The sequence below is a fragment of the Halobacillus sp. Marseille-P3879 genome (genome assembly GCF_900240285.1).
Taxonomy (GTDB): Bacteria; Bacillota; Bacilli; order Bacillales; family Halobacillaceae; genus Halobacillus_A.
Genome location: NZ_OESS01000001.1, coordinates 1,040,195 through 1,064,891, shown reverse-complemented (window position 1 = coordinate 1,064,891; position 24,697 = coordinate 1,040,195). Strand labels below are relative to the sequence as shown.

20 protein-coding genes and 1 pseudogene are annotated in these 24,697 nt (G+C 42.8%); 3 read left to right on the top strand and 18 right to left on the bottom strand.

Features of this window, described 5'->3' with window-relative positions:
* Window positions 1-44: 44 nt before the first annotated feature.
* Window positions 45-1,031 carry a TRAP transporter substrate-binding protein gene (locus C1A12_RS05310; protein ID WP_101842790.1) on the bottom strand — a complete coding sequence of 329 codons (987 nt, stop codon included), beginning with the start codon at window positions 1,029-1,031 and terminating at the stop codon, window positions 45-47.
* Window positions 1,032-1,793: 762 nt separating this feature from the next.
* Here C1A12_RS05310 and C1A12_RS05305 point away from each other — a divergent pair.
* Complete coding sequence (locus C1A12_RS05305; RefSeq protein WP_101842789.1) at window positions 1,794-3,002, top strand: ROK family transcriptional regulator; 1,209 nt, start codon at window positions 1,794-1,796, stop codon at window positions 3,000-3,002.
* Window positions 3,003-3,052: 50 nt separating this feature from the next.
* Here C1A12_RS05305 and C1A12_RS21595 read toward each other — a convergent pair whose 3' ends face one another.
* From C1A12_RS21595 to C1A12_RS05275, 7 genes are all read right to left on the bottom strand, one after another.
* Window positions 3,053-3,352, bottom strand: a complete 300-nt coding sequence (locus C1A12_RS21595; protein WP_306416999.1) for an HAD family hydrolase — start codon at window positions 3,350-3,352, stop codon at window positions 3,053-3,055.
* A gap of 29 nt (window positions 3,353-3,381) precedes the next feature.
* A complete protein-coding gene (locus C1A12_RS21590; RefSeq protein WP_306416995.1) occupies window positions 3,382-3,669 on the bottom strand; it encodes an HAD family hydrolase in 288 nt (95 codons plus the stop codon).
* Window positions 3,670-3,784: 115 nt separating this feature from the next.
* Window positions 3,785-6,388: a mannosylglycerate hydrolase gene (mngB, locus tag C1A12_RS05295; protein ID WP_101842788.1), complete on the bottom strand. Its 2,604-nt coding sequence runs from the start codon at window positions 6,386-6,388 to the stop codon at window positions 3,785-3,787.
* Window positions 6,389-6,403: 15 nt separating this feature from the next.
* Window positions 6,404-8,353: a PTS 2-O-a-mannosyl-D-glycerate transporter subunit IIABC gene (mngA, locus tag C1A12_RS05290; RefSeq protein ID WP_101842787.1), complete on the bottom strand. Its 1,950-nt coding sequence runs from the start codon at window positions 8,351-8,353 to the stop codon at window positions 6,404-6,406.
* Window positions 8,354-8,485: 132 nt separating this feature from the next.
* The gene (locus C1A12_RS05285; RefSeq protein ID WP_101842786.1) at window positions 8,486-9,205 is read right to left on the bottom strand and encodes a MurR/RpiR family transcriptional regulator; all 720 of its coding nucleotides are present in this window, start codon (window positions 9,203-9,205) and stop codon (window positions 8,486-8,488) included.
* A gap of 156 nt (window positions 9,206-9,361) precedes the next feature.
* Entirely contained in the window at window positions 9,362-9,571 is a 210-nt protein-coding gene (locus tag C1A12_RS05280; protein ID WP_101842785.1) for a hypothetical protein, read from the bottom strand.
* A gap of 166 nt (window positions 9,572-9,737) precedes the next feature.
* Window positions 9,738-10,658 carry a DMT family transporter gene (locus tag C1A12_RS05275; RefSeq protein WP_200816549.1) on the bottom strand — a complete coding sequence of 307 codons (921 nt, stop codon included), beginning with the start codon at window positions 10,656-10,658 and terminating at the stop codon, window positions 9,738-9,740.
* A 110-nt stretch (window positions 10,659-10,768) separates the two neighbouring features.
* Here C1A12_RS05275 and C1A12_RS05270 point away from each other — a divergent pair, with 110 nt between their 5' ends.
* The gene (locus C1A12_RS05270; RefSeq protein WP_235001565.1) at window positions 10,769-11,650 is read left to right on the top strand and encodes an AraC family transcriptional regulator; all 882 of its coding nucleotides are present in this window, start codon (window positions 10,769-10,771) and stop codon (window positions 11,648-11,650) included.
* A gap of 205 nt (window positions 11,651-11,855) precedes the next feature.
* On the opposite strand, the gene C1A12_RS05265 is transcribed toward C1A12_RS05270, so the two are convergent.
* From C1A12_RS05265 to nagE, 9 genes and pseudogenes are all read right to left on the bottom strand, one after another.
* Complete coding sequence (locus C1A12_RS05265) at window positions 11,856-13,298, bottom strand: carbon starvation protein A (protein WP_101842783.1); 1,443 nt, start codon at window positions 13,296-13,298, stop codon at window positions 11,856-11,858.
* A 198-nt stretch (window positions 13,299-13,496) separates the two neighbouring features.
* A pseudogene (locus tag C1A12_RS21045) lies at window positions 13,497-13,711 on the bottom strand (IS5/IS1182 family transposase); the annotation flags it as partial.
* Between the two features lie 261 nt (window positions 13,712-13,972).
* The gene (locus C1A12_RS05260; protein WP_101842782.1) at window positions 13,973-14,695 is read right to left on the bottom strand and encodes a LytTR family DNA-binding domain-containing protein; all 723 of its coding nucleotides are present in this window, start codon (window positions 14,693-14,695) and stop codon (window positions 13,973-13,975) included.
* Window positions 14,695-16,440: a sensor histidine kinase gene (locus tag C1A12_RS05255; protein ID WP_101842781.1), complete on the bottom strand. Its 1,746-nt coding sequence runs from the start codon at window positions 16,438-16,440 to the stop codon at window positions 14,695-14,697. The genes C1A12_RS05260 and C1A12_RS05255 overlap by 1 nt, the downstream gene beginning before the upstream one ends.
* A 399-nt stretch (window positions 16,441-16,839) precedes the next feature.
* The gene (locus C1A12_RS05250) at window positions 16,840-17,562 is read right to left on the bottom strand and encodes a sugar isomerase domain-containing protein (RefSeq protein ID WP_101842780.1); all 723 of its coding nucleotides are present in this window, start codon (window positions 17,560-17,562) and stop codon (window positions 16,840-16,842) included.
* A gap of 11 nt (window positions 17,563-17,573) precedes the next feature.
* Complete coding sequence (gene phnF, locus C1A12_RS05245; protein ID WP_101842779.1) at window positions 17,574-18,299, bottom strand: phosphonate metabolism transcriptional regulator PhnF; 726 nt, start codon at window positions 18,297-18,299, stop codon at window positions 17,574-17,576.
* A gap of 7 nt (window positions 18,300-18,306) precedes the next feature.
* Window positions 18,307-19,050 carry a glucosamine-6-phosphate deaminase gene (gene nagB, locus C1A12_RS05240; RefSeq protein ID WP_101842778.1) on the bottom strand — a complete coding sequence of 248 codons (744 nt, stop codon included), beginning with the start codon at window positions 19,048-19,050 and terminating at the stop codon, window positions 18,307-18,309.
* A complete protein-coding gene (gene nagA, locus C1A12_RS05235) occupies window positions 19,047-20,231 on the bottom strand; it encodes an N-acetylglucosamine-6-phosphate deacetylase (protein ID WP_101842777.1) in 1,185 nt (394 codons plus the stop codon). The genes nagB and nagA overlap by 4 nt, the downstream gene beginning before the upstream one ends.
* Before the next feature lie 60 nt (window positions 20,232-20,291).
* On the bottom strand, window positions 20,292-22,211 hold the full coding sequence (nagE, locus tag C1A12_RS05230; RefSeq protein WP_101842776.1) for an N-acetylglucosamine-specific PTS transporter subunit IIBC: 1,920 nt from the start codon (window positions 22,209-22,211) through the stop codon (window positions 20,292-20,294).
* A 279-nt stretch (window positions 22,212-22,490) separates the two neighbouring features.
* Here nagE and C1A12_RS05225 point away from each other — a divergent pair, with 279 nt between their 5' ends.
* Complete coding sequence (locus C1A12_RS05225; RefSeq protein WP_101842775.1) at window positions 22,491-22,919, top strand: YmaF family protein; 429 nt, start codon at window positions 22,491-22,493, stop codon at window positions 22,917-22,919.
* 157 nt (window positions 22,920-23,076) lie between these two features.
* Here the strand turns inward: C1A12_RS05225 and C1A12_RS05220 are convergent, their stop codons facing one another.
* Window positions 23,077-24,384 carry an ABC transporter substrate-binding protein gene (locus tag C1A12_RS05220; protein ID WP_101843291.1) on the bottom strand — a complete coding sequence of 436 codons (1,308 nt, stop codon included), beginning with the start codon at window positions 24,382-24,384 and terminating at the stop codon, window positions 23,077-23,079.
* Window positions 24,385-24,697 lie beyond the last annotated feature (313 nt).

Sequence of the window (24,697 nt, the reverse complement as noted above, 5' to 3'; positions counted from 1 at the left end):
GGAAAAGAGGGAGCGAGAGGTACTCACCCCCAAATCCTAAATTGTTATTCCGTAAGCTTATCGATCCATTCACCATATTCTCCCTCATACTTGTCATAAACCGGTTGAACAGCTTCCCTCCATGGAGTAATATCATCTATTTCAATAAGCTCGTTACCATTTTCTTCAACAGCCTCCTTCGATTCTTCAGTCAGTTCCGCCCATGCTTCACGCTGAACTTCTACAGACTCAATCGCGGCTTCTCTAAATAACTTTTGATCCTCTTCACTCATCTCATTCCAAAGCTTTTCAGAACCAATTAATACCTCTGGCGTGCCTGAATATCCGTTAACCGTGTAATAATCAGCTACTTCATAGTGGTTAGATGTATAAAAGCTTGGAAAATTGTTTTCTGCTCCATCAATTACACCTGTTTGAATAGAAGAGTAAACCTCGCCGTATTCCATTGGGGTCGCCGATGCTCCTAGAGCTTCAACAATATCAATCGCCAAATCAGACTGTTGAACACGAATCTTTAATCCTTTCATATCTTCAGGTGATTCAAGCGGATGTTCAGAGTTATAAAAACTACGTTCTCCTGAATCATAGAAAGCCAACCCAACGAGGTCGCTGCCATCTAGTGTTGCTAGTAACTCTTGTCCCACTTCCCCATTTAGTTTCTCCCATTTCGTATTTTCATCTTCGAAAAGGTACGGCATAGAAAGTACGCCCATGGAGTCAGAGAACTGTGTCAACGGAGTCGCATTCACTCGGGCTAAGTCGATCGAACCTAACTGCACCTGTTCAATTGCACTCACTTCATCACCTAGCTGTCCGCCAGAATACACTTCGATTTCGTATCGTCCCTCCGTCTTTTCCTCTACTAATCTAGCAAACTCTTTATCTCCAATCGTAGTAGGATAATCATCCGGCTGGTTCTCTGCCAGTCTCAACTTTACGGTATCTGCTGAATCTGCATCTCCGGTACATGCGGCAAGCGGCATTAAGAACATTAAAGTCAACGCAATTAATGACAACGTTTTTATTTTCATTTAAAATCCACCCTTTGTAATATTTATTTGTGTAGTTTTAAAACTAACAATCGATGTTTTTTACCAACTGCTACTTTTAATCCCCTCTTTATAACAACGTTGTTATTTTTAAGGAAAAATGATTATGACAATGAAATGTCATAATTTATGAATATTTCTATGTGCTGATTTAAAATACTAGAATATACCGAAAAACCTCCATCCCTGAGATTTAATCTACTATTTTGTGAGCAAATAAGCTCCGTTCCTCATTTAAGCTTTCAATAAGAATACAGGTGCAATGAGAATAAATCTACTACCCGACAGCTGCATGGTAAGATTAATATAGTATTGCCATATTCCGGGATTCTGGTTAATAGTTAATTTACGTACATTGAGGATAGTCGCCCTTTCTAAATCCAGCATGTTCCTTACAATAAGTAAAATCAAATCCGCTCATATCAGGGGTGTGCTTAAACTAACCCAGGGTAAACGGACCAACAATAAATCATTTCCATACCAACACTCCTTTTCTGAAAATTTTAATTTATTTGTTTATTAACCAAACTAATAACACTATACTATATGTAAGCGCTGTTATTTTCAACACTATTTTGTATTTATTTTGTTTATCGACGTCTTTTCCTTCTATTTTACTAATCTAAGCTTGGAGAAATTTGGATTACCTCAACGTCCAATGATGGAAGTCGTAGTTGTTCTTATACTTTAACAAAGTTAAACATTCTTAAAGCCAAAAAATGACCACAAAGTTAGGTGGAGTTCATGAATACTGGAGATGCTTATTATATTAAAAATTTAAATCGGAAAATAATTATCGAACACATCCTGCGAGAGAAATCCCTCTCCCGCAGTGAACTTGCTCGCTGGACAGGATTAAACAAAGCTACAGTCTCTTCACAGGTGAGCAGCATGTTGGAAGCAGGAATTATTCAAGAAACAAGAGTCGGTGATCTATTAACCCCAGGCCGAAAGCCTATCTTAATTGAAATGAATGAAAAAGGCGGTTACAGCCTTGGTATAGATATCGATCATACGATTGTTCGAGCTGTTTTTATTGATTATAAAGGAAAACCTTTTTTTAAGAAAAAATTAGAAATCCCTGAGGCTGAAGCACCAATTATCATTAATGAAGTAATTGAGATCCTTCGTCCTCTTATACAGTATTTTAATGATAGCTTCACCCCACGAGGGTTAATTGGTATTTGCATTGGTTTTCATGGAATCCTTGATATTGAAGGACGAGTTGTCTTCACTCCTAAAGAAAAGTGGGCAGATACAGATATCAAGCAAGTGGTTAAAAGCAAGCTTGATGTACCTACTTATATAGATAACAATGCCAACTTAAGCGCCTACGGGGAACAAGTATATTTTGAAAATATCCCTGACATGTTATGTATCACACTTTATTCTGGAATTGGACTTGGCATTATAAATAACTATAGAATTTACCGTGGGTTTAAGGGCTTTGCCGGAGAAATCGGGCATATGATTGTCCATCCAGACGGTGATCAATGTTCGTGCGGAAATAAAGGATGCTGGGAACTTTATGCATCTGAACAAGCTTTAGTGAAACAAGTTGCTAATCACTTTACCAGTTCTGAAGATCGTCCAATTCAAAACCTGTTAACAGACACAACCTTTAACTATGAATTAGATCGCTACCTAACTTATTTAGGCATAGGTTTGAATAATATTGTTAATATTTTTAACCCTCAGCGAATTGTATTAAACGGTGCGATTATTAACGAAAATCCTATATTTATTCGAGAGGTTAAGAAAAAGTTAATTTCTAAAATGAACAGTTACGAAGAAATCCGCTTTTCCCACCTTGGAGAGTATGCATGTGCGATTGGCGGAGCCGCTTACGCAATCAAAAAATATTTAAATGTGAATACATTGAACTTCGTCAAATATAACTACTTTACCGGAGAAACTTGTGAAGAATCTTTAAGGTATCATTCTATCTGTTAACAATATAATAAAAGGCGAGAGGGAAAACTCGCCTTTTATTACAACCATTATTAAAAAAGTTTCACAAGCTCATCAAAACTCTCAATCACTTCATCATAACCACTCACCTGGCCGAAGCCGTATTGAGCATAAACAAATGGAATCCCTGCGTATACCGCAGCCTTCCGATCGCCTTCTGTGTCCCCTACATAAACAGGGGCAGAGAGGTTATTTCTGTCGATGATCAGCTGAATGTTCTCCCCTTTTGAAAGCCCGGTTCTTCCCGGATTTTCGTAATCATCGAAGTACTTTTCAAGCTTATGATACTTGTAGAAGGCTTCAATATAGCCGTCCTGGCAATTGCTGACAATGAAAAGCTTATACTTTTTAGAAAGCTGCTTCAGGACGCTTCCACATGATCGTAAAGGACGCCTCCTTCTTTTTCAATATCGTCATTTTCAATCCTGCAGCAGTCCTCTAACAGTTGCTGCCGTTCTGCTGTTTCCAGATCGGGAAAGAGTCTTCGGCTGATTTCATCCATTTGAAGTCCCATCACACTTTCAAGGTCTTCCCTTGTTAAAGTTCTGTCTACTTGATTGTTTCCAGCAATGGTACGGTTCCACGAGCTTGCGACTGTATCAACGGAATCCCACAAGGTTCCGTCCAGGTCAAATATAATGCTATCCATATCGATTGGCTCCTTTTATAAACATATGTAGATTCTTCCTTCTACTTTATCATAAGAACTTCCGTCCTATAAAAAGAAGCACTCCAATTCCGCAGGGGTATTGGAATGCTTGCCTTTATTTTTTGATTATTATACTTTTTGAATGATTGACCTTCATCGGAAAACGGTTTAATTCAAGTTCTAGTTCACGGACTTCATTCATGTTTGTCTGCCATACTTCGCTTACCTTATCATTCAACCGATATCCTGCTTCGATTGCATGCTCTTTCGCGTTAAATGCTCGTAGGACCAAAGCTTCTTCATGCTCTGCTTTTTTCAGCGTGCTTAAAACAGCTTCCGAATTCTCGATCTCCTCCACCAGCTGATAGCGCAGCGGGGTTTTTACACTGGACTCATTCAGTTTCATCGCGTTGTGTGGGATTTTATTATAGGTTTCCACTGGTGTAAGGTAGTCTTTTGCTGCTTTGGCTGCGTTCGCTTCAAGCGTGTCTCCTTTGTGAAGATATAAAGCGAACTCAAGTTTTAGTGTACCGATCATCTGCGAGTCTGGCGTCGGCATTTTAATTCCTGATGGACGTCCAGGTCTTCTCAGCATGTCGGCTTTGCCTAAATAACCGACGCTTCGAAATAATGTGATCGCAATCGTATCAAACTCATCCCCAACAATCTCGTATTCTCTCGTGCTGTTTGTGAACACGCTAAGGCCGTAGTCTTCGCTGGATAAACCAACGTAGCTTAACATCGGATAAATAGCATCAGGGCGTTCGCTCCACTTCTCCTCTTCCCAGACATCCATCGCTGAATCTACTACTTTTCTTTTAACGTGACCAAATTGGTTATCAGCAATAGAAAAGCTTGCACTCAAGCCTGTTGGGATACAGGCACGGAGGCGATGGTCTTTGGCTTCGTTATGAAGTTCGCATTCTACCTTAATTAATGGTTTATGATGATCCATATGAACCTTGAAGTGAACATCCACCTTGCTGTTATGCTCTCCAGCTTTCCGGGCTTCTAAATGGGCTGGAACTCGTAAGGAATAGGAGATGTCAATGTGAGCGGCATAGGAGTTCTGCTTCATCGATACGCTGGCTTTCACTTTATCGCTGTAAATCAGTTCTTCTCCTTCTAGCGGGGAATAATCATATTCATCCCCATCATCGCCTCCATTTTCAAGCAGAAGCACCTGATCAAACGACTGGTCCAGTTGTTTATCATAGATTTTTAGAGTCCCGTTTTCGTTCACATCCACCTGATAGTAGTCGGTTTCAACAGAGTTGACGCTTTGACTTCCAGCTGTCTTCTCTTCTGCCTCTTTGACGAAAAAGGTCGTATACCCCATAGGCGGCAGTGTTTCCTTCAGCTGAATTTCATATTTAATAAAAGGATCATAGTTCCCGTAATGAACGATCTGACGGTCAATCAACCCGGGATCAATCTCTTCTGCATGAAGAATATCGTAATCTACTTCTTCCCCACCTGCATCAACGAGCGTAAACCCTTTATACTTTGTAATCAGCTCGGTCGTTACGACTTCCTCACGTTGATATGGGAGGAAGTTAAACAGCGTCAGGCGGTCCGAATCTTCCTTCGTTTCAATGGCGTCCACGATTTTCCGCTTATAAAAGTCGATCAGCTGATCCGTTTTTTCTTCGGCCAGAAACAAACGTCCGGCTATTTCGCGGTGGACTTTGTCTGAGCAGCAGCAACCGATGCTGTCGTGGGCATGATTTTTCATCATCTCCTTCCAGATTAATTCGATCAGACCATGGTGGTACTCAAAGCCAAGGTCATACGCCATTGAAGCGAGTGGTTCGAGTACGTTGGTGAGTTTATTTTCTACGCGTGCGTTGGCAGCTTTAATATCCATCCGTGTGGAGTAAATGCTGCGGTGTACACGCATGTATTTCCCGTCTAGAAATTCACCTTCGAGAACAGCTAGATCGTCCTGCTTCTCCACTTCCTCAAACACTTTTTCATAATTACTCAGGAAAAACTCCCGGTCCGGATAAAGCTCTTTCAGCTTTTGCATTACCTCAAAAATATCCTTCTGAATCGGCATCTGATCATGTCCATTCGGCAGCACTAGATGATCCGTCGTAGTGCCGCGCTCTAAAACAGGAAAATACTTTTCCATACGCTCCTTTAACGCATCCTCTTCCTGTGGCAGATACTTTCCGATCGCGTAGCCGAGCGGCAAAAGCTGGACGAGGACGCGAGAACCGTCCTCTGTCTGCCAGTAGAATTCTGTTTTGTCGGTGCCATGGCGCTCAGAGGTGCCGCGCCAGAAAATCGTATACTTAATATCAAATCCATTTAAAATATGAGGCATCTGTGCCGATTGCCCGAAAGAATCCGGCAGATAGCCGATCATCATCGGCTGTCCGAATTCCTTGCTGTCTTTGATGCCGTAAAGCAGATTGCGGACAATTGACTCACTGCCGACGACCATTTCATCAGTCTGTGTATACCATGGCCCGATGATCAGCTTACCGGCTTGAACGAGATTTCTCACCCGTTCCTTCGCTTCCGGCTTTACGGCAAAATAATCTTCTAAAATCGAAGTCTGACCATCAAGTACATAGTAAGGATAGTCAGGATCATTTTCGAGCCGCTCCATGATTTCTTCCATATTATTAACGAGTAAAATTCTCGATTCTTCTGTAGAGAAATACCACTCCCGATCCCAGTGCATGTGGGGTACAACGTGGACTTGTTTCATCTCGAATCCCTTCCTTTAATTCACAGCTGTTTTCATTTGTGTTTGTTCTTCAGTTTCGATATCTGTTTTCTGTCTCTTCAGTTTGTTTTTTCTAGAAACAATGAGCAGTACCATGGAAATAAAGGCCCCTATCAGTGCTGAGCCGAGCCATATGCTGGCAGCTAAGAAAATCGGCTGTCCTTTTACCAGCGCCAGGGAGAAAATACCTGCACCCGGTACGTTTAATCCGATACCAAAGTAAGCGACGATCCCCCCGGTCACAGCAGATCCAGCGATCAAGGATGGAATGACACGCAGCGGATCATTGATCATAAACGGAATAGCGCCTTCAGTAATGCCGGCTAAACCAAGCAGCCACGTTTGTTTACCTACTTCCTGTTCTGGCTTCGTATATAAATTTCTCGCTACAATCGTTGCACCTGTTACGGCAAATGCAGATACCATTTTCACAGAAGCGAACGCAGCGTAAGGCATAATGTTGCCGCTCGCCATCGCCCCGATACAGAACGTGTAGGCGGCTTTGTTGACGGGACCTCCAAGGTCAAAGGAAACCATCGCACCAATAATCGCGCCGAGTAAAATTGCATTTCCGCCGGACAAACCTTCGAGCCAGTTGATCAATCCATTGTTTAAAAAGGCTAACGGTTCTCCGATGACGAACAGCATGATCGCGCCGACCGAAAGCGTCCCTGCGACTGGATACAGCCAGAAGCTGACGAATCCAGCGAACGTGCCTGATGTTTGAACGTGTTTCTTTAAAAATTTAATAATATAACCAGCGAGGAAACCACCAAGCATCCCGCCTAAGAAGCCGCTTTCAATCAAGTTAGCAGCAATTCCGGCTGCAAACCCTGGTCCGAGGGCCGGTTTATCACCAATGGAATACGCCATGTACGCAGACAAAATCGGAATCATCAGCGTTCCGAGCATTTCGCCGCCTAACTGGCGGAACAGCCAGAGCCATGACCCTTCCTGTTCATACAGCTCCTGCAAGCCGAATGCCTGCGAAATTAAAACCGTAAACGCGAGCGTCATTCCCCCGGCAACAATAACAGGGATGATATATGAGATTCCTGTCATAATCGAATCTTTAATTTCGGATTTGAAAGATTTCTCCTCTTGCTCCTCTTCTTCTGGAAGATCCTCAGTTTCTTCACGGGACTGGGGATCTCTCGATTTCTTAATCGCATCCTCGATAATGCCTTTTGCGTTTTTTAAAGGAGCAGCAACCGACGTCGTAACCCTCGGCAGTCCGGAGAATCTGTCCTGATCTTTTACGGCAACGTCTGCTGCAAAGATGACTGCATCTGCCCTCTTGATATCTTTTTTCGAGTGGCGGTCTTCAATCCCGTTAGAACCTTGCTTCTCTACCTTGACCTCCGCATTAAGTTCTTTCCCGGCGCGGACTAACGCTTCCGCTGCCATGTACGTATGGGCTATGCCTGCTGGACACGCGGTGACGGCTAGAAGCAGTTTATCTGCCTTCTCGACTGACGCTTCTGAAGCTTCCTCGTGGTCGAGCGCCTCGTAAAACTGTTCACTCGTTTTCGCGGCCATCAGTTTATCTTTATAAGCAGGGTCGGCCATACGCGTCATTAATTCAGCTAATAAATTCAAGTGCGTGGATCCCGCTTCATCCTCTGGAATCGCAAGCAGCATGACAAGCTCCACTTTGTTATTCTCATCGACGCTTTCCCAGTCCTCAATCGGCGTCTTCAATGTGGCAGCCGCGAAAGCAGCCTGCTTAACAGCTGATGACTTGCCATGCGGAATTGCAAGGCCGCCTTCCATTCCAGTAGCTGACATCGCTTCGCGTTCCATCACCGATTGGTAAAATTCATCTGCTGAACGAAGCATACCTTGCTGATCCAATTGATCCACTAAATATCGAATGGCTTCTTCTTTTGTTGAAAAAGCCTGTTCAGTGCTGATTAAATTCGTTGAAGTTAAGCTTTGTAATTTCACTTTCTTTTCCTCCCCTCCAATGTTCCTTTCATTTGCAACCAATGTAACACAATACAAGTAAACGCTTTCTTTTATTATGAAAAGTACACGAGCTTATAAAAATAAACCACCTGAAATGTGTATTTATACACATCAAGTGGTTTCCCAGAAAATATTCGAAAAATGCTGCAGAGCAAGCATGACCGGTGTCTTATCGGAAATGTTGTAGTTCTCCATCATCCGTTTAGGAGAATAAAAAAAGAATCGATAATCCGCCATTTTTTCTAATGAATTGCTGGAAAAGTGAGTGAGAGAAACGATTGAAATCCCCTTTTCCTTAGCGAGCTCCGCGATTTCGATGATCTGCTCCGTTTCTCCTGACATGCTGATTAAGAACAACATATCCTGTTTATTCGCATGATTAATCGCGTACACCGCATCATGACGGTGAAGAAAAAACTCCGATGTCATCCCTCCGATTTTAAAATGGGTCGACATTATTTCACAAAATGGTGCCGTATCACCCACTCCAAAGAGGTATACGTGGCCAGACTGCTTCACTTTCTTTGCAATTTTAGTGAGCATTTCATCATCTAAAAGATCTACTGTCTTTCGAATATTAAACTGAGCGGCATTCTCCTCTTGTACAGCCTGCTCTTCCTTTAGGCTGTTTTTCAACTGAGAAAAGCCATCATACCCGAGTTTCTTTGAGAGACGGGTAATCGTGTTAGGTACAGTGTATAAAGATTTGGCGAGTGATTGAATCGACGTTTCAATGACTGTCGATTGATTCGCTAATATATAGTCGATAATTTGATCGTCAGTGTCATTCAGCTTGTACTCATATTTATGGGCTCTGTCTTTTAAATTCATTTGTCCACCTCATTGAAGGCCTTATATAGTGACTTCATTATAACATGATAGAAAAGGAAGACTGTTTCTACATTATGAGGAATGATTTAACGTCACAGCCTGTTTTTCTCACAAAAAAGCCTCCGATCCAAAAAGCTGTTTCGGAGGAAGTACGTTTTAAACTAAGGTAGATTTAGAGGTTATATAAGGACGATAGAGATCATCGGTGTCTTTCGATTGAGACAGATAATAAGCCTCTACATTTTTCATAGCCTGAACAAATTTTTCGTTGAGAAACCAGTATTCCTCTTCATATGTCAGCTGCTGAATCTCTTGTTTACTCAAGTGTAATCCTGTATCGGCTAATGTATACTCCGCAGTCTTCATCGAATCTCTCCCTCTATTCGTTATATAAATAGGATTCATAGTTTCATTTTAGGCGGAGCACCTAAAAAATATACCTGTTTTCCTGCATCTCTACTAATTTCTTATAGAAGTTACAAAGATCCTTATGGTTACCATCAGTACCAGCAACTATGGATGTGTTTTATCTCTACTTGTTTTCATACGCAGCTTTCTTATTTAAGGCTAGTAATAGAGTCATACCCATAATACAAGCCATGCCCAGCCATTGATAATGTCCAAACGGCTCATTTAACCAGATCACCATAGTTAACACAGCAGATAGAGGTTCTAAGTTACCAATTAAACTTGTTTCTTTAGGTTTGAGGTATTGGAGACTTTCAATGTAAAACCAAAACGCCAACATTGTGCCAAAAACGACGACAAATATTAAATATAGATAAATTTCCGCTGTGAAGTTTGAAAAGTCCACATGCCAGGGAGGGTGGATAAAACTTAATGCCGTTCCTCCGATAACCATGGCCCACCCCACAACAACAAGGGAATCGAATTCTTTAAGTAAAGGAATCGCATATAGGGTATAAAAAGCTAAAGCAGCGCCTGATAATATCCCCCAAAAAATCGAGATAACGGGAACCGATAATTCTGCAACGGATCCGTTCGTAAGTAATAAAAAAGTACCAAGTAAAGCAAGGGTAACCGTTATTGTATCCTGTTTAGTGAAAATCGTCTGTTTGCGGAGAAGTAAGTAAACAATAATCATAACCGGGGCCAGATATTGTAAAAGAGTAGCCACTGCAGCATTCCCATGATGAATGGAAGCCATATAAGTATATTGAACCGCCAGCATCCCAAACAATCCAAAAATAATCATCTGACCAGCTGCCTTTTTGTTTCTCCAAATAGTAGTAATGTGAATGTAATCTTTCCTAAAGCACTGAACAGTCAACAGTAAAGCACCCGCTAAGATCAACCGAACGGTGACCAGCCAATTAACGTTAATAGAGTAATCCTGAAATAGTTTTTGAGAAACCGTTCCCCCTACACCCCAAAAGATAGCTCCGGTGATCACGAGAAGCAGTCCTTTATTTCTAGTATGCCTTTTGATCATTGCAAAACACCTCAACAATATAACGATAGTGTTATAATATATGAATATCAGCGAGTTTAATAGTTAAATCGAATATAAAAATATAACGATATTGAGGTGGTCATTTGCAGATAAGAGATTTTCAGCTTGATCGGAGATTAAAAGAACTTAAAAACCACCGCACTGTTGAATTACCAGCAGCCTGTTATGAAACGACCATTTCCAACAATGTAAATGGTTATATTCCCCTTCACTGGCACGAGGAAATACAATTCATCTATGTAACAAGCGGAGAAGGAACTTTTCAAATAAATGAAGAAAAAATTGCAGTCAAAGAGGGTGAGGGATTGTTTATAAATAGCAGCCGGCTGCACATGGCTGAAGAAAGTCGACAAAACGGCTGCGTCTATATATGTTTAAACATTGCTCCTCATTTTCTACTGCCAGACGAACTGTACACAACCTACGTATTCCCATATATCAAAGCGACGAATTTGCCCTATCTATTTATAGGAACAAAGCAACCCTGGCAGAACAACATCTTGAATTCTATCCTGAACATTCAGCTGTTGATGCAAGAAGAACCTGCACACTTTGAGCTTGATGTGTTTATGCTGATTAACCAAATGTGGAAGGAGCTTATTCTAAATGGTCTGCCATTAGAGTATGACGAAGGAGAAGCCATAAAACAAAGCCGGATAAAGCAGATGATAAACTATATAAATATGCACTATGACGAAAAAATTATGTTGGACGATATTGCACAAGCCGGGCAATTAAGCCGATCTGAATGTTGTAGATATTTCAAAAAAATGCTAGGAAAAACAGCATTAGATTATGTAACCGACTATCGGATCCAAAAAAGTTTAGTCCTTCTTCAGAAGTCTGACTACACCATGACGGAAATTGCCTATGAAGTAGGATTTAATAGTTCGAGTTATTTTATTAATAAGTTCCGTAAGCGAATGAATGTGACTCCACTTGCCTATAGAAAGAAACTTCTAGGCTCGTAAAATCCAGGTTTTTCAATAAAAATGTCCTCCATCAGCTGGTGAACTGATGGAGGACATGATCATAACCAATAATAGACAAGCGTAAGGAGTACAACCGTTAAACTAATAACCTTCATCCAGAATGGAACTGTTACATTCTGCGACTGATTAACCTCTTCTTCCTGTTGCTCCACCTGCTTCTGATAGTTCGGACTGCAGCATCCCATCAGGCTGTCGGCTTAAGCTCTTCTTCAAGCGGAATATTCTGTTTCAAGCCGCGGCGTGCTGCTATAAAGAAGGCGGTTACGATGATAACGGTAATAATGGCAGCTGCAATATATGCTGCGTTCATCGGCAGGCCGAATCCGATCGGCGCGTTTAGAATATAGGTGAATGTAGCCATGGTCATAAAGGTTGCCGGAATCGCAGCGATAAAGTAATTTTTTCTTGATAAGAACAAGTACATCGCACCAACCCATAGGGCGATCACAGCGGTGGACTGGTTCGCCCAGGAGAAATATCTCCATAGTAAAGTGAAATCAATTCGTGTCAGCACGAAGGAAATCACAAACAGCGGCAGGGCGATCCAGATACGGCTGCCAATTTTCTTTTGAGAAACCTTAATATAATCAGCAATGATCATACGTGCACTTCGGAAGGCTGTATCTCCTGAAGTAATCGGAAGAACGATAACACCAAGAACGGCAAGAGTTCCCCCAACAGCTCCCAGCATAGCTATGGAAACTTCACTAACGACAGCGGCAGGGCCTCCGTTGGCAAGTACTTCATTAAGACCGGCTGAACCGTTGAATACACTCATGGCAGCTGCCGCCCAGATCATGGCGATAATTCCCTCAGCAATCATCATGCCGTAGAAAATGCGGCGGCCTTGTTTTTCTTTCTGCGTTGTTCTAGAGATAATCGGCGTCTGCGTCGCGTGGAATCCAGATAGCGCCCCACAGGAAATTGTTAAGAATAACAGTGGAAAAATAGGTGCATTATCCGGGTGCATATTTGTCATAGAAAGCTCCGGAATCGGTGCTCCTGTAATAACAAGAGTAGCTCCAACGCCAAGCGCGCTGATTAAAAGCAGGGCCCCAAAAACCGGGTAGAAACGTCCAATAATTTTATCAATTGGCAGCATGGTAGCCAGCAAATAATAAGCAAATATAGCAGCTATAATTATCGGCAGGCTCAGCCAGCTGCTCGTCATATTGTGAAGCAGATCTGCAGGTGCTGTAACAAATACTGTCCCTACAAGCACAAGCAGTAAAATCGCAAAAGCATTCACCACATGTTTCATTACTTTTCCTAAAAACTTGCCGGCAAGCTCAGGTAAGTGGGCGCCTCGGTTACGAATCGAAATCATTCCCGTTAAATAATCGTGAACCGCTCCGGCGAAGATACAGCCAAATACAATCCATAGAAAGGCTACGGGACCATAAAGAGCTCCGAGAATCGGACCAAAGATCGGTCCTACCCCGGCTATATTTAATAACTGGATTAATGAATTTCTCTTTTCCCCCATCGGCAGGTAATCGACGCCATCGCCATTCGTATAAGCAGGCGTTTGGCGTTCTGTATTAACTCCGAACGTCTTCTCAACGTATTTGCCGTACGTAAAATAACCAATAATTAAAAGTGCAATACTCACAAGAAACGTAATCACAACAGCTTCCTCCTTCGAATCTTTGTAATCGCTTACACTAAATGTAACAAAATAACGCTTACATTTGACGGATTTTGTCTAACATGTCGATTTATTAAACTAACATGCAAAAAAACCCCCCTCAAAAACGAGGCCACTGAAAACTGAAGGTCTTGGAAAAGTAAAAGTAGCTTTCTAAAAAAGCGGTCTGCGTGTAATTTAGTTTCCATACAGACCGCTTCGTTTTACATTTGCCGCGAAAATCGCCATCGCACCCTGAATGCGCATACCTTCGAGACCCGAAGATGAGGCGGCCTCATATCCGTGTCTGTGATTTAAATTCGCTGTTTTTTCTTCAATCTTATATTGTTCCATCCCCTTTCTTTAAATGTATCACTGTTTTGAAAGGTGAATTGATCGATATGTTCTTCTGAATCACAACTTTTTCAAGAGCGGCCTCCACGGTTTTTCCAAACAGAAGATCTAAAAGATTTTTGTCTTTTAGACGTTGGCGATGGAAGTGGTATAGACTTTTCCTTCGTTTATGACGAACTCAAGGACCAATACCTTCTTGCCCAAGTCAGCTGAGGCCGTGCCCGCGGCAAGCACCCACCGATAAGCGATTAGTGAGAAGCAACAACAAACTTTAAAAGCAGAAAGGGATTTTTCAGTGGCCTCAGAAAAAACGGACGGTTTTACAATTCAAGCTGCTTTCTTAAATCCTTGACATAGTTACGGCTGACAGACAGTTTATCGTCTCTGCCTCTAAGTTCCAGCTGATAGGCCCCGTTGAACCAGGGAATTAAACGATCTACATAATTGAGATTCACGAGATAACTTTTATGAATACGGAAGAAGGAAAATCCTTTCAAACGCTCTTCCACTTCCTTTAATGTCCACTTCGTTTCGTACACGTGGGCTTTTCCAACGATTTTCGTAAGACGGTCTTCCCGGTACACATACATGATATCCAAAGGATTAAGGTAGTGGATCTCTTCCTCTCCCTCAACAGCCAGCTTGGACGGGCGAGACACCGGGCTTTCTACCGGATTCAGCTTTTTCTCTAACCGGGCAATCGCATCCCCAAGCTGTTCCTCATCAAACGGCTTTAACAAATAATCGACCGCTTCATGGCGAAAAGCTTCCACGGCAAAATCTGGATAAGCGGTGGCAAAGACGATGGCCGGTACTTTTTTCAGTTCCTGAAGAGATTTAGCAACCTCCATTCCATTCATTCTCGGCATTTCTACATCTAAGAAAATCACATCGGGCTGCAGCTGGATCGCTTTCATAATCGCTGCTTCTCCAGAATCTGCTTCTCCTACAATTTGTATGGAATCATATGCCTTGAGCAAATAAATGAATTCTTCCCTGCTGAAACGTTCATCATCGACAATCAGTGCTTTAATCGAACCCATCACGCAGATACCTCCTTTTCCTTGTGAGGAATAACAAATGAAATCGTCGTACCTTCGCCGAGCTTACTTTCAATTTGGAGCTTCGACTTCTCTCCATGCATATGTTCCAGTCGTTTATTGACGTTCATAAGCCCAAGACCTGTGCCTTTTTCGGAGTGAACTTCTTCTTCCCCAAGCAATGCGAGCCGTTCAGATGTCATCCCGCTGCCGTTATCTATGACTGTGATTTGAACCATATCACCATGATCCCGAACTTGAATTGTAATTTCACAGTTTTCTTCCTTATCTTTGATTCCATGCTTAATACAATTCTCGACAAGCGGCTGCAGCGTAAGAGGGGCAATTTTTACAGAAAGAGCGGAATCATCGACCTCGTAATTTATTCGTAATTTGTCGACAAACCGTGTTTCTTCAATCAACAGGTATGCTTTCACATGCTTTAATTCTTCTTCAAGCGATGTCCACGTCTTTGTTGTTGCTCCAAGATTCTGCCGGAAAAACTTTGATAAGGCAATCAGCAGAGAGCGGGCACGGTCAGGCTCCGTACGGGTTAAAGACACAATGACATTGAGTGAATTGAATAAAAAATGCGGATTAACTTGAGCCTGCAGTGCTTTAACCTCTGCTTCTCTTGCCAACTCCTGCGCTTTCTCTGCTTCTGCAATTTCAAGCTGCTGGCCAAGCAATGCGCTTAAACCTTGAATCAGCTCTAGAAGCACATTGGATATTTCTTTCTCAGAGCGCACATAGAATTTCAGCGTGCCGACAACCTCATGCCTTTTCTTTAATGGAGCAATCACAGCGGCTCCAAGTGGACAATTCGAGTGGCTGCAATTGATATCTTCATAATTGGCGACAATCAGCGTTCCCTGCTGGATTACTTCTCTCGTCGCGTTCGTCTGAATGTTTTCTCCTGCCTTGTGGTGATCGTCTGCCTGTCCGACATGGGCTAGAATCTTTTCTTGATCCGTCATCGAAATAGCACTCACGCCCACTTCGCTATAGATAATCTGGCAGGCTTTATAGGCAGAACCCTTCGTTAATCCTTTTCGTAAGTAAGCGACCGTCGACTCTGCGAGTTTCAATGCTTTCTGAGCTTGCAGAGCGCCAGCCTTTTCTTCCTCATTTAAAACGTTACGGATAATGAGCAAAAAGAGGGCAGACCCTACGCCATTTGCAATAATCATAGGCAGTCCGATATCCTGAACAAGGCTCCACGCGCGTGGGAATGGCTGGGAAACGGCTAATATAATGCCCATCTGAACCGTCTCAGCAAGTCCGCCGATCAATAAAGCTGTCTTTAGCTTCAACGGTTTATCTTTTTTATGGAAAAATCCCGCTAATATACCTGCGACAACAGCAGAAATGCCACAAGCCGCTCCGGTAAAGCCTCCAAGCGAGAAGCGATGAATGCCTGCGATCAGCCCCGCACCGATTCCAATTCGGTACCCCCCGAAAAGACCGGCTGCTACGATTCCGATCACCCTCGAGTTAGCGATCGCTTCACTCTCTACTAAGTCCATCGCCCACCTTCCAAACTCCAGAGAGCTTGTATCATAAGTAATTCCTGTGTATGTACCAATAATGCCGAATAACCCGAAGAATCCTATTGCCATCGCGTGCTGTGCAGGATTCAAAGACTTACGGTCGATGAGTTCCCGAAAGAACCGGAACCTCGTAATGATGAAAGCAACCGTTACAATTATTCCGAGCCGCTCCAGCATTGGGAGAAATAATTCGAACATCTGCCTCGTCCTTCCCCATTCACTTTGTTACTATTGTAGCATGCTTGAAAACGTTTCATACAAACTCAAAAAACAAATCGAATTGAATTGTTCATCAAACATCTTACCCACAAACTGATGAGCATCGGTGTAGTGATACACGAAAGCAGTCATTGAATAATATAAACGCAGGACATTTGCGTAGACTCCTGCGGGGACAGCGTGAGGCGAAGAGCCCGCAGGAAAGTGCACTTTGCTTTTCAAGGAAACTTAGGCCGTGTCCACGAAAAAGTGGGTTGTTTTGACGGAGCGATGGTAAAACTCCTTTCCTGGCACATAAATAATCCGAACTGATTTCAATAAAATCGTTCGGGTTATTTTATGCTTTATTCAGTTTTCTCCCAACCTCGTTAAGATGCATTAGAATCGAATTCGACCCTTATACCGCTCCACAAGCTTATGGTTATGCTCTGCTACTCCATCGAGATTCCCGCTCATAAAAATCGGCGGCTCTTCTCCTATGTCTTTAAGTCTTACAATCGTTTTCGCCAGCAAATCCTGAATCAGAGAGACACCTACAACTGAAGAAAGGGGAGCAAAAGCTTGTGAAATCCCTTCTTCTTTTATAGCTGCATCCCCTAAAGGGACTTGGGTATCAATCACCGTATCGACGGTATCTTCCAACCTTTTTCCGGAATGGTGGCGGGAAGGCTGAGAAGCTGAATATTTCATCGACAGCAAGCCTATTACATATGCACCTTTTTCCCGTCCATACTGTGCGACATCGATAGGGGCAGGGTTGCGGCCGGATGTAGAAATGACGAGCAGCACATCTTCTTCGCGTATGTCTTCTTTTGTCAGGTAGCCTTCAACGAACCCTTCCGTCTTTTCGTATTCACTCGCTCGGACAGCACCCTGATTTAAGGTAAGCAGGTCAATGACGAGCGGACGTACGGGGACGAGACCTCCAGCTCTGTAGTACGGTTCCTGAGCGATCAGACTGGAATGTCCGCAGCCAAATAAATGGACGATTCCACCCTCTTTAATTTTTTGGGCGGTTGCCTGACTTGCTATATTCAGCTGCTCGTTCGCCGACTGTTCTAATTGATTGAGGTGTTCGGCGGCCTTTAATAAATAGGACATAATTCCCCTCCTTACGTCCGGTAAATGTCGCTGATAAACTTATAGCGGTCGGCGCGATAAGACGAGCGGACAACTTCAAACGGAGTACCGTCGGCTAACGTGCTGTGACGCTCAATTGACAAAATGGCAGAATCTACAGGGATATCCAATAACTCGGCCTGGTTCTCATCAGCTATAGTCGCTTCTATCATTTGATGAGCTTTGCCAATTGGCTGCTTCTGAGTTTTTTCAATATAATTGTAAAGTGAGCCGAGCACGGTTTGTTCATCAAGCTCCGGGAACATGGCAGCGGATAGAAAGTTTGTCTCCACCGCCATCGGCTTCTGATCAGCGAAGCGAACGCGCTGAATTTTATAAACTTCGTCTCCCTCATTGAGTTGTAACTTACGCGTTATATCCAAAGGAGCACTCATTTTTTCAAATGTGAGCAGTTTACTGCTAGCTTCCATGCCACGTGTCTTCATATCTTCTGTAAAACTGGTCAGGCCCTGCAGCGGTTGTTCAATTTTCTCCTCAGCTACAAATGTTCCTTTGCCTTTCACGCGGTATAAGACTCCTTCGTTCACCAGATTCGTAATCGCCTGCCTGACAGTCATGCGGCTCACTTCAAAGGTTTCGGAAAGTTCACGCTCGGATGGGATCATATCGGAGGTCTTGAATTCCTGATTCGTAATACGCTGCTTCAGATCCTCTTCAATCTGGTAATACATAGGGAGCGGTGATTTTTTATCAACCATATCCTGTTTAGGTCTCCTCTCCATGTCCTACTTTTTTATAGGCTTCTTCATCTACAATTAGTGTAACATGTTTGTGATGGATTAAAGCGGAGGCCGGCATGTCCTCGCTTGGTTGATCTTCTAACAGCCTTCGTATCGCATCGGCTTTTCTTTCTCCAGAAGCGATGACGACGATCTTCCTGCTTTTTAATATCGACTGAATCCCCATCGTGACGGCCTGCTTTGGAACATCCTCTAAGGAATCAAAAAAACGGGCGTTGGCCTGTCTTGTTGACTCTTCTAGATGAATGATGTGTGTTTCACTATCAAATGGCGTTCCAGGTTCATTAAAGCCGATATGACCATTTTGTCCGACTCCTAGCAGCTGCAGATCGGGAGGTCCAATATCTTCGATGAGCTGTTCGTAGTCTTGACATTCTTTTTCTAAATCTGCTGCTTTTCCATTCGGAATAAACGTATGATCGGAGTTTATATTTATATGATCGAATAAATGCTGCCTCATAAAAAAATGATAGCTTTGGGAATCATTTTTGTCCAATCCGATATATTCGTCCAAATTGAGTGTCTTCACATCTTCATAGTTTACGCCGCGGTTGTTATAACCTTTTATCAGCTCCTTATAGGTGCCTAACGGTGAACTGCCCGTCGCCAACCCAAGTACGGAATCGGGCTTTTCACTGACCTGTTGTTCAATAAGTTCACACGCTTTTTCACTTAATTCTTGATTGTCCTTCGTGATGATAATGTTCATGCTGTCCCCTCCCTGTTATCATATGCAAGTACTCCCCGGCAAACTGTCATAACGACACGGCAATTCTCATCTAGAAGAACCAGGTCGGCATCTTTCCCTTCAGCAATCCCGCCTTTTCGGTCAGAAATCCCTAGCTGCTCTGCCGCGTTCGTAGAGGTAATCCGCACGAGGTCTTCAATGGTAATATTCGTATTCTCTTTCATATGAGCAGCTGCTTCCTCTAACGTTAAAATGCTGCCGGCTAACGTGCCATCCGAAAGACGGGCTTCTTTTCCTTTGACATGCACCTGCTGGCCTCCGAGGTCGTATGCTCCTTCAGGCAGGCACTTCGCCCGCATCGCATCGGTAATTAAAATGGTCCGATCAGCCTGGGTATGGTGATATGCCAGCTGCACCGCTTCTTTACGGGAATGGACATAGTCAACGATCATTTCAACCATCAGCTTTTCGTTTAAAAAAGCTGCTCCGACAATACCAGGGTCTCTATGGTGCATTCCGCTCATTTGATTGTATAAATGTGTCACGTGACGGGCTCCAGCGTCAACTGCTTCCGTAACCTGGTCAAACGTGGCTTCACTATGCCCGATCGATGCGACAATGCCTTTACTGCTTACATGCTTAATAAAATCTTTTGCCCCCGGCTCTTCAGGAGCTAAGGTCACAAGGCGAATATTATCTTCACTCTGCTGCTGCCATTGATTAAAAAGCTTGATCGACGGAGGAGCAATATAATTAAGAGGCTGAGCCCCTGCTTTGTTTTTTGAAATAAAAGGTCCTTCTAAATGAATACCTAATACCTCCGCCCGGCCTTCAGGCTGTTCATTCTTCACATACTTCCCGACATTGGTCACAGCGTTTGAAATGGCTGTCTGTGATTGGGTCATTGTAGTTGCCAGAAAACTTGTCGTCCCTTCTTTCGGCAGTACAGCTGCCATTCCAGCCAGCGCCTCTGTCGTTGCATCCATCACATCATGACCATCCGCTCCGTGAATATGCACATCAATAAAACCCGGTACGAGACTCCAGCGCTTTCCATTTCCATTAATCGTAATATCCGCCCCGCCGATGGGCTGCTTGGCTATCGCTGTAACCACACCATCATGAACTTGAAGGCTCCCGGACCTGATCGTTTCTGATTCGGTAACAATCGTTACATTTGTCCATTCAATGCTTCCTGCCATCGTCTCACTCCTTATCATGAACTCAGGGAGAAGCCCCAGGCTCCCCCCTTTTTGAACATCTTATTGAATCGTTATAATCCCTGTTTGTCCTTGTGATTGTGTCCCCTGCTTAACAAGAGTGACAGACTCATTTTTTAAATTGGTAAAAATAATCGGCGTTACCACCGAAGGGGCATTACTTGTGACATAATTAAGGTCAACGCGCAGTATAGGGTCCCCTTGTTTAATAGACTGACCGGACTCCACCAGGGTTTCAAATCCTTCTCCATTTAATTTCACAGTATCAAGGCCGATATGAATAAGAATTTCAAGACCATTCTCCATCTCAAGTCCAATCGCATGTTTCGTCGGGAAGACCTGGACTACTTTACCGTTAATTGGGGAACGGAACGTCTCCTCTTTCGGATCGATCGCAAACCCTGGTCCCATCATGCCCTGGGCAAATACTTCGTCCGGGACTTCCTCTAGCGGAAGTACATCACCAGCAACCGGCATAATGAACTCCTTTTCCTCAAGCTTAAGAGGCTCATGGTTTGCTTCTTGTTCCACATTTTCCTGTTGGACTGGAGGAGCATCATTTCCCTGCTCCATTCGTTTTTTCATCGCTTCTGCTAAAAATTCCACTGAAGTTCCAACAATTACCTGCAGATTTTGTTTTCCTACCTTCATTACTCCGCGGGCACCATAAGACTTCAAGGCTTTCTCATTCACTCTTCCGCGGTCTTGCATTTGCAGACGCAGCCTCGTTGTACAGTAATCAAGTGATCGAATGTTGTCAGCACCACCAAGCGCTTCAAGATAGCGATACGCTTTAAGATCCTGATCATTCGTTTCTTCTCCCTGGCCGACTTCCTGAGTTTCCTCTACAAAAGCATCGTCTTCATCTTCACGGCCCGGCGTTTTTAGATTGAGTTTTATAATTAAGAAATAGAACACAACAAAGTAAACAGCGGCAAACACTAATCCGACAACTATGAGCAAGAGTGGATTCTGAGCAATGCCATAGTTTAATGAAAAGTCAATCAAGCCGGCTGAGAAACCAAATCCGTGCCTGATATCGAGCATAAACGATACCACCATCGCCAATCCTGTTAATAAAGCGTGAACAAAATAAAGCAATGGCGAAAGGAACATAAAGGAGAATTCAATGGGTTCGGTCACCCCGGTTAAAAAAGAGGTTAAACCAATACTTAAAAACATTCCTCCTACTGCCGCTTTACGATGCTTCTTCGCTGCTGCATACATTGCAAGACACGCAGCAGGCAGTCCAAACATCATAATCGGGAAAAACCCGGCCAAGAAGTATCCCGCTTCCGGGTCACCATTTAAGAAACGATTAATTTCGCCACGAACAGCCTCTCCGCTTCCAGTTGTAAATGTCCCAAAATCAAACCAAATAACTGCATTCATTACGTGGTGCAGTCCAACTGGAATAAACAAACGGTTTAACACTCCATAAACACCGACACCAATTTCACCAGAGTTTAAGATCCAGTTCGCCGTCGCATCCAGCACATATTGCGGATACACCCACAAATAACCAAAAGCAAACGAAAGTACGACCATAGTAAGGGAAGTAATTATTGGTACAAACCTTTTTCCCCCAAAGAACGATAGAAATTCAGGGAACTTTACGTCGTTATATCGGTTATAAAGCATCCCGGCAATTACACCAGCGATAATTCCCGCAAAAACACCCATATCGATATCATCATTAATCCCTTCAATTCCACCTTCAAGAACGAGCACACCCACAGCCCCTGCAAGTGCTGCAGCTCCGCTTCCATCCTTGGCAAATCCCATCGCAATACCGATGGCAAAGATTAACGACAGGTTCTCCAGAATGCCATTTCCCGCCGCTGTCACAAATGGAATATCAAGCATATCTTCCATGCCAAGGCGCACGAGCAGCGCAGCGGCTGGTAAAGTTGCAATAGGAAACATTAAGGATTTCCCGATACGTTGTAAGAAATTCAACATGATGACTAGTCTCCTCTTAAAGTTATAGTTTTATATGAAAACGTTTCATATAAGTAATGTAACACTAACACATATAGTTGTCTATACCAATAATAAAAATTACTTGTGTTTATTATCAGCATTTCTTACGATTTAAATCATATTTAGTTATTGATAAGTAATAAAATCTCTAACAGCAAGACAATGATCAGGTTACAGTCGATGTTGATCTAAACGATTGTTCTTCTAAGGGAAGTAGCACATACCCTAATATGGAATATTCAAAAAGGAGTTGAATTGATGTACTACAATAATGTTCCTCCACCTTATTTCGGATCAGGGGCTTTTCCCTGGGTACAGGGAAGGGAATATCCTCTTCACTTTCGAAGTCCAGGACCTATTTTTAGTCCCACACAAGACCACTTGCAGCAAGATCGAAGTCGCGGGCATACCCACGGGCACGGCGGAGCAACTACATGTCAGGATGATCACGTCCATCTGCACCCAGGAGTAACTGGTACACCAATCGAGACTGAAAGAGGGCACGTCCATAAAATGTCGGGAAATACGACTTTTGATGATGGTCACATTCATTCTTATGAGGCTTTCACCAGTCCTCCTATCTCTTTACCTAACGGCTACCACACCCATTATGCAGAAATTAGGACAACGGAAGATGACGGGCATATTCATATCATTAGAGGCTTTACTCAGCCATCCAGAAGTTAGATAAGAACCTAGTTTATGAGAAAAAAGCATCTGTTATTAATAGCCTTATTAAAGAGTCTTACGGCTTCATTCTATTAATTAAATTACAAACAAAAAAGAAGAAGCCTTATGTTAAGCGGCTTCTTCTCTTCTGTTAATACCCCGGTAGTTCCAGTTCCTATTGACGCGAACTTTCCCACGCATCTGATGATTCTTCTTCTACTTCTTCCCATGTCATATCACCAGCTAAGTATTTCTGCATAGCAGATGCCATAATGTCTTCTGTCCAGCCATTAGGTGCTCCTAGAAATACCCAGCCAATGGTATCTCCTTCTGTAGCATAATCGTAAATTTCCTGGGAAATCGGATCAGCAATTTCAAGATCTTCATATCCTTCATAAGCAGGGACGAATTTAAATTCTTCTGTAACAAACTCTTTCCCGATTTCTGAAGTATACATCCAATCTAAGAAATCCTTGCTCGCTTCAACGACTTCATCTTCAGATTCGTCATTAACAACCCAATAGTTCGGTACCCCGACAGGCAGACTTCCTTCGTAACCTTCTACTGGAATTGGCAAAATACCGACATTATTTTCCGCAAACTCTGGATCCATTTCCTCAATTGTATTATAGACCCAATTCCCTTGTTGGATCATTGCAACATTCCCAAGTGAAAAATGCTCCTCCACTTGCTGGGAGTAGTCCAGGTTTAATGTCGGCTGAACGGAATATTCATTTTGTAAATCCAGAAAGCTCTTCATCTGGTCACCCATAGTAAATTCAACTGTTTCTGACTCATAAGCTTCCATCACATCGTGGTTAAATTCATCCGCTAAAAATGTGTTCGCCAGGTGGCTTCCAATTACCCATTTCTCTTTCGCAGCGAGAGCAAATGGAGCTTCAATACCTAATTCCTCTTTTTGGCTCTCCAGTATTTCAGCAGCCTCCTCAAGATCTTCTTGTGTTTGTATATCGTCAGCGTTAATTCCCGCGTCTTCAAACACTTGTTTATTATAAAGAAGTCCATATCCTTCTTGATTAAATGGCAGGCCTACTACTTTATCCTCTCTTTCTACTGCGGATAAGGTCCCGTCAAGCGCTGCTTTCGCTGCTTCGGTATCGGAAACATCAGCTAAGTATTCTTCATACTCTGCTACTGCTGTTGGGCCATCGGCATTAAAAATATCAGGTTCGTCGCCGGAAGAAAAGTTGGACTTTAAGGCGCCCTCATAATCATTCCCTCCACCAACAGTTTGAATGTTTATATTTACATCCGGATTTTCGTCTTCATAGATTTCAGCTAACTCCTCAAACTGATCTTTGAATTCCACTTTCTGCTGAAAAATATCGACCGTCACTTGATCCCCGGAAGAACCATCATCACTGCTTTCTGAACTGCCAGAAGAGAACGAGCATCCAGTTAAAGCAAGACTAGAAGCGAGTAACGCAGTCCCCCACCTCCGGAACGATTTGTTTTTTTTCATATAATCCTCTCCTCTATCATCTTCTTTGTCTTTACCGCCATTCTTCATTGCTTATTCAAGAGATACAAAGTTACTGAATATCATCCTTTTATTCTTATGTAATCGATTACAAAAATTAAACCTTTTAATTACATCTAATTCTTATAAATTCAACTCCTTCCCTAATTAAGACTTAACCATGAATGTAAACGATTACAAACTATATGTAAATTCTATACTTTTCTATAAAATTGTCAACTTCTCCTCAAAGTATTCAAATTGACAAATTGGACCGAAAACCATAGGATCAATATAAAGTTATGTAAACGATTAC

What these genes read in the sequence shown, in the direction of transcription:
- C1A12_RS05310 (WP_101842790.1), bottom strand. Translation starts at nt 1,031, where the DNA reads ATGAAAATAAAAACGTTGTCATTAATTGCGTTGACTTTAATGTTCTTA.
- C1A12_RS05305 (WP_101842789.1), top strand. Translation starts at nt 1,794, where the DNA reads ATGAATACTGGAGATGCTTATTATATTAAAAATTTAAATCGGAAAATA.
- C1A12_RS21590 (WP_306416995.1), bottom strand. Translation starts at nt 3,669, where the DNA reads ATGGATAGCATTATATTTGACCTGGACGGAACCTTGTGGGATTCCGTT.
- mngB (WP_101842788.1), bottom strand. Translation starts at nt 6,388, where the DNA reads ATGAAACAAGTCCACGTTGTACCCCACATGCACTGGGATCGGGAGTGG.
- C1A12_RS05285 (WP_101842786.1), bottom strand. Translation starts at nt 9,205, where the DNA reads ATGAATTTAAAAGACAGAGCCCATAAATATGAGTACAAGCTGAATGAC.
- C1A12_RS05280 (WP_101842785.1), bottom strand. Translation starts at nt 9,571, where the DNA reads ATGAAGACTGCGGAGTATACATTAGCCGATACAGGATTACACTTGAGT.
- C1A12_RS05275 (WP_200816549.1), bottom strand. Translation starts at nt 10,658, where the DNA reads ATGATCAAAAGGCATACTAGAAATAAAGGACTGCTTCTCGTGATCACC.
- C1A12_RS05260 (WP_101842782.1), bottom strand. Translation starts at nt 14,695, where the DNA reads ATGGGTTCGATTAAAGCACTGATTGTCGATGATGAACGTTTCAGCAGG.
- C1A12_RS05255 (WP_101842781.1), bottom strand. Translation starts at nt 16,440, where the DNA reads ATGTTCGAATTATTTCTCCCAATGCTGGAGCGGCTCGGAATAATTGTA.
- C1A12_RS05250 (WP_101842780.1), bottom strand. Translation starts at nt 17,562, where the DNA reads ATGTCCTATTTATTAAAGGCCGCCGAACACCTCAATCAATTAGAACAG.
- phnF (WP_101842779.1), bottom strand. Translation starts at nt 18,299, where the DNA reads ATGGTTGATAAAAAATCACCGCTCCCTATGTATTACCAGATTGAAGAG.
- nagB (WP_101842778.1), bottom strand. Translation starts at nt 19,050, where the DNA reads ATGAACATTATCATCACGAAGGACAATCAAGAATTAAGTGAAAAAGCG.
- nagA (WP_101842777.1), bottom strand. Translation starts at nt 20,231, where the DNA reads ATGGCAGGAAGCATTGAATGGACAAATGTAACGATTGTTACCGAATCA.
- nagE (WP_101842776.1), bottom strand. Translation starts at nt 22,211, where the DNA reads ATGTTGAATTTCTTACAACGTATCGGGAAATCCTTAATGTTTCCTATT.
- C1A12_RS05225 (WP_101842775.1), top strand. Translation starts at nt 22,491, where the DNA reads ATGTACTACAATAATGTTCCTCCACCTTATTTCGGATCAGGGGCTTTT.
- C1A12_RS05220 (WP_101843291.1), bottom strand. Translation starts at nt 24,384, where the DNA reads ATGAAAAAAAACAAATCGTTCCGGAGGTGGGGGACTGCGTTACTCGCT.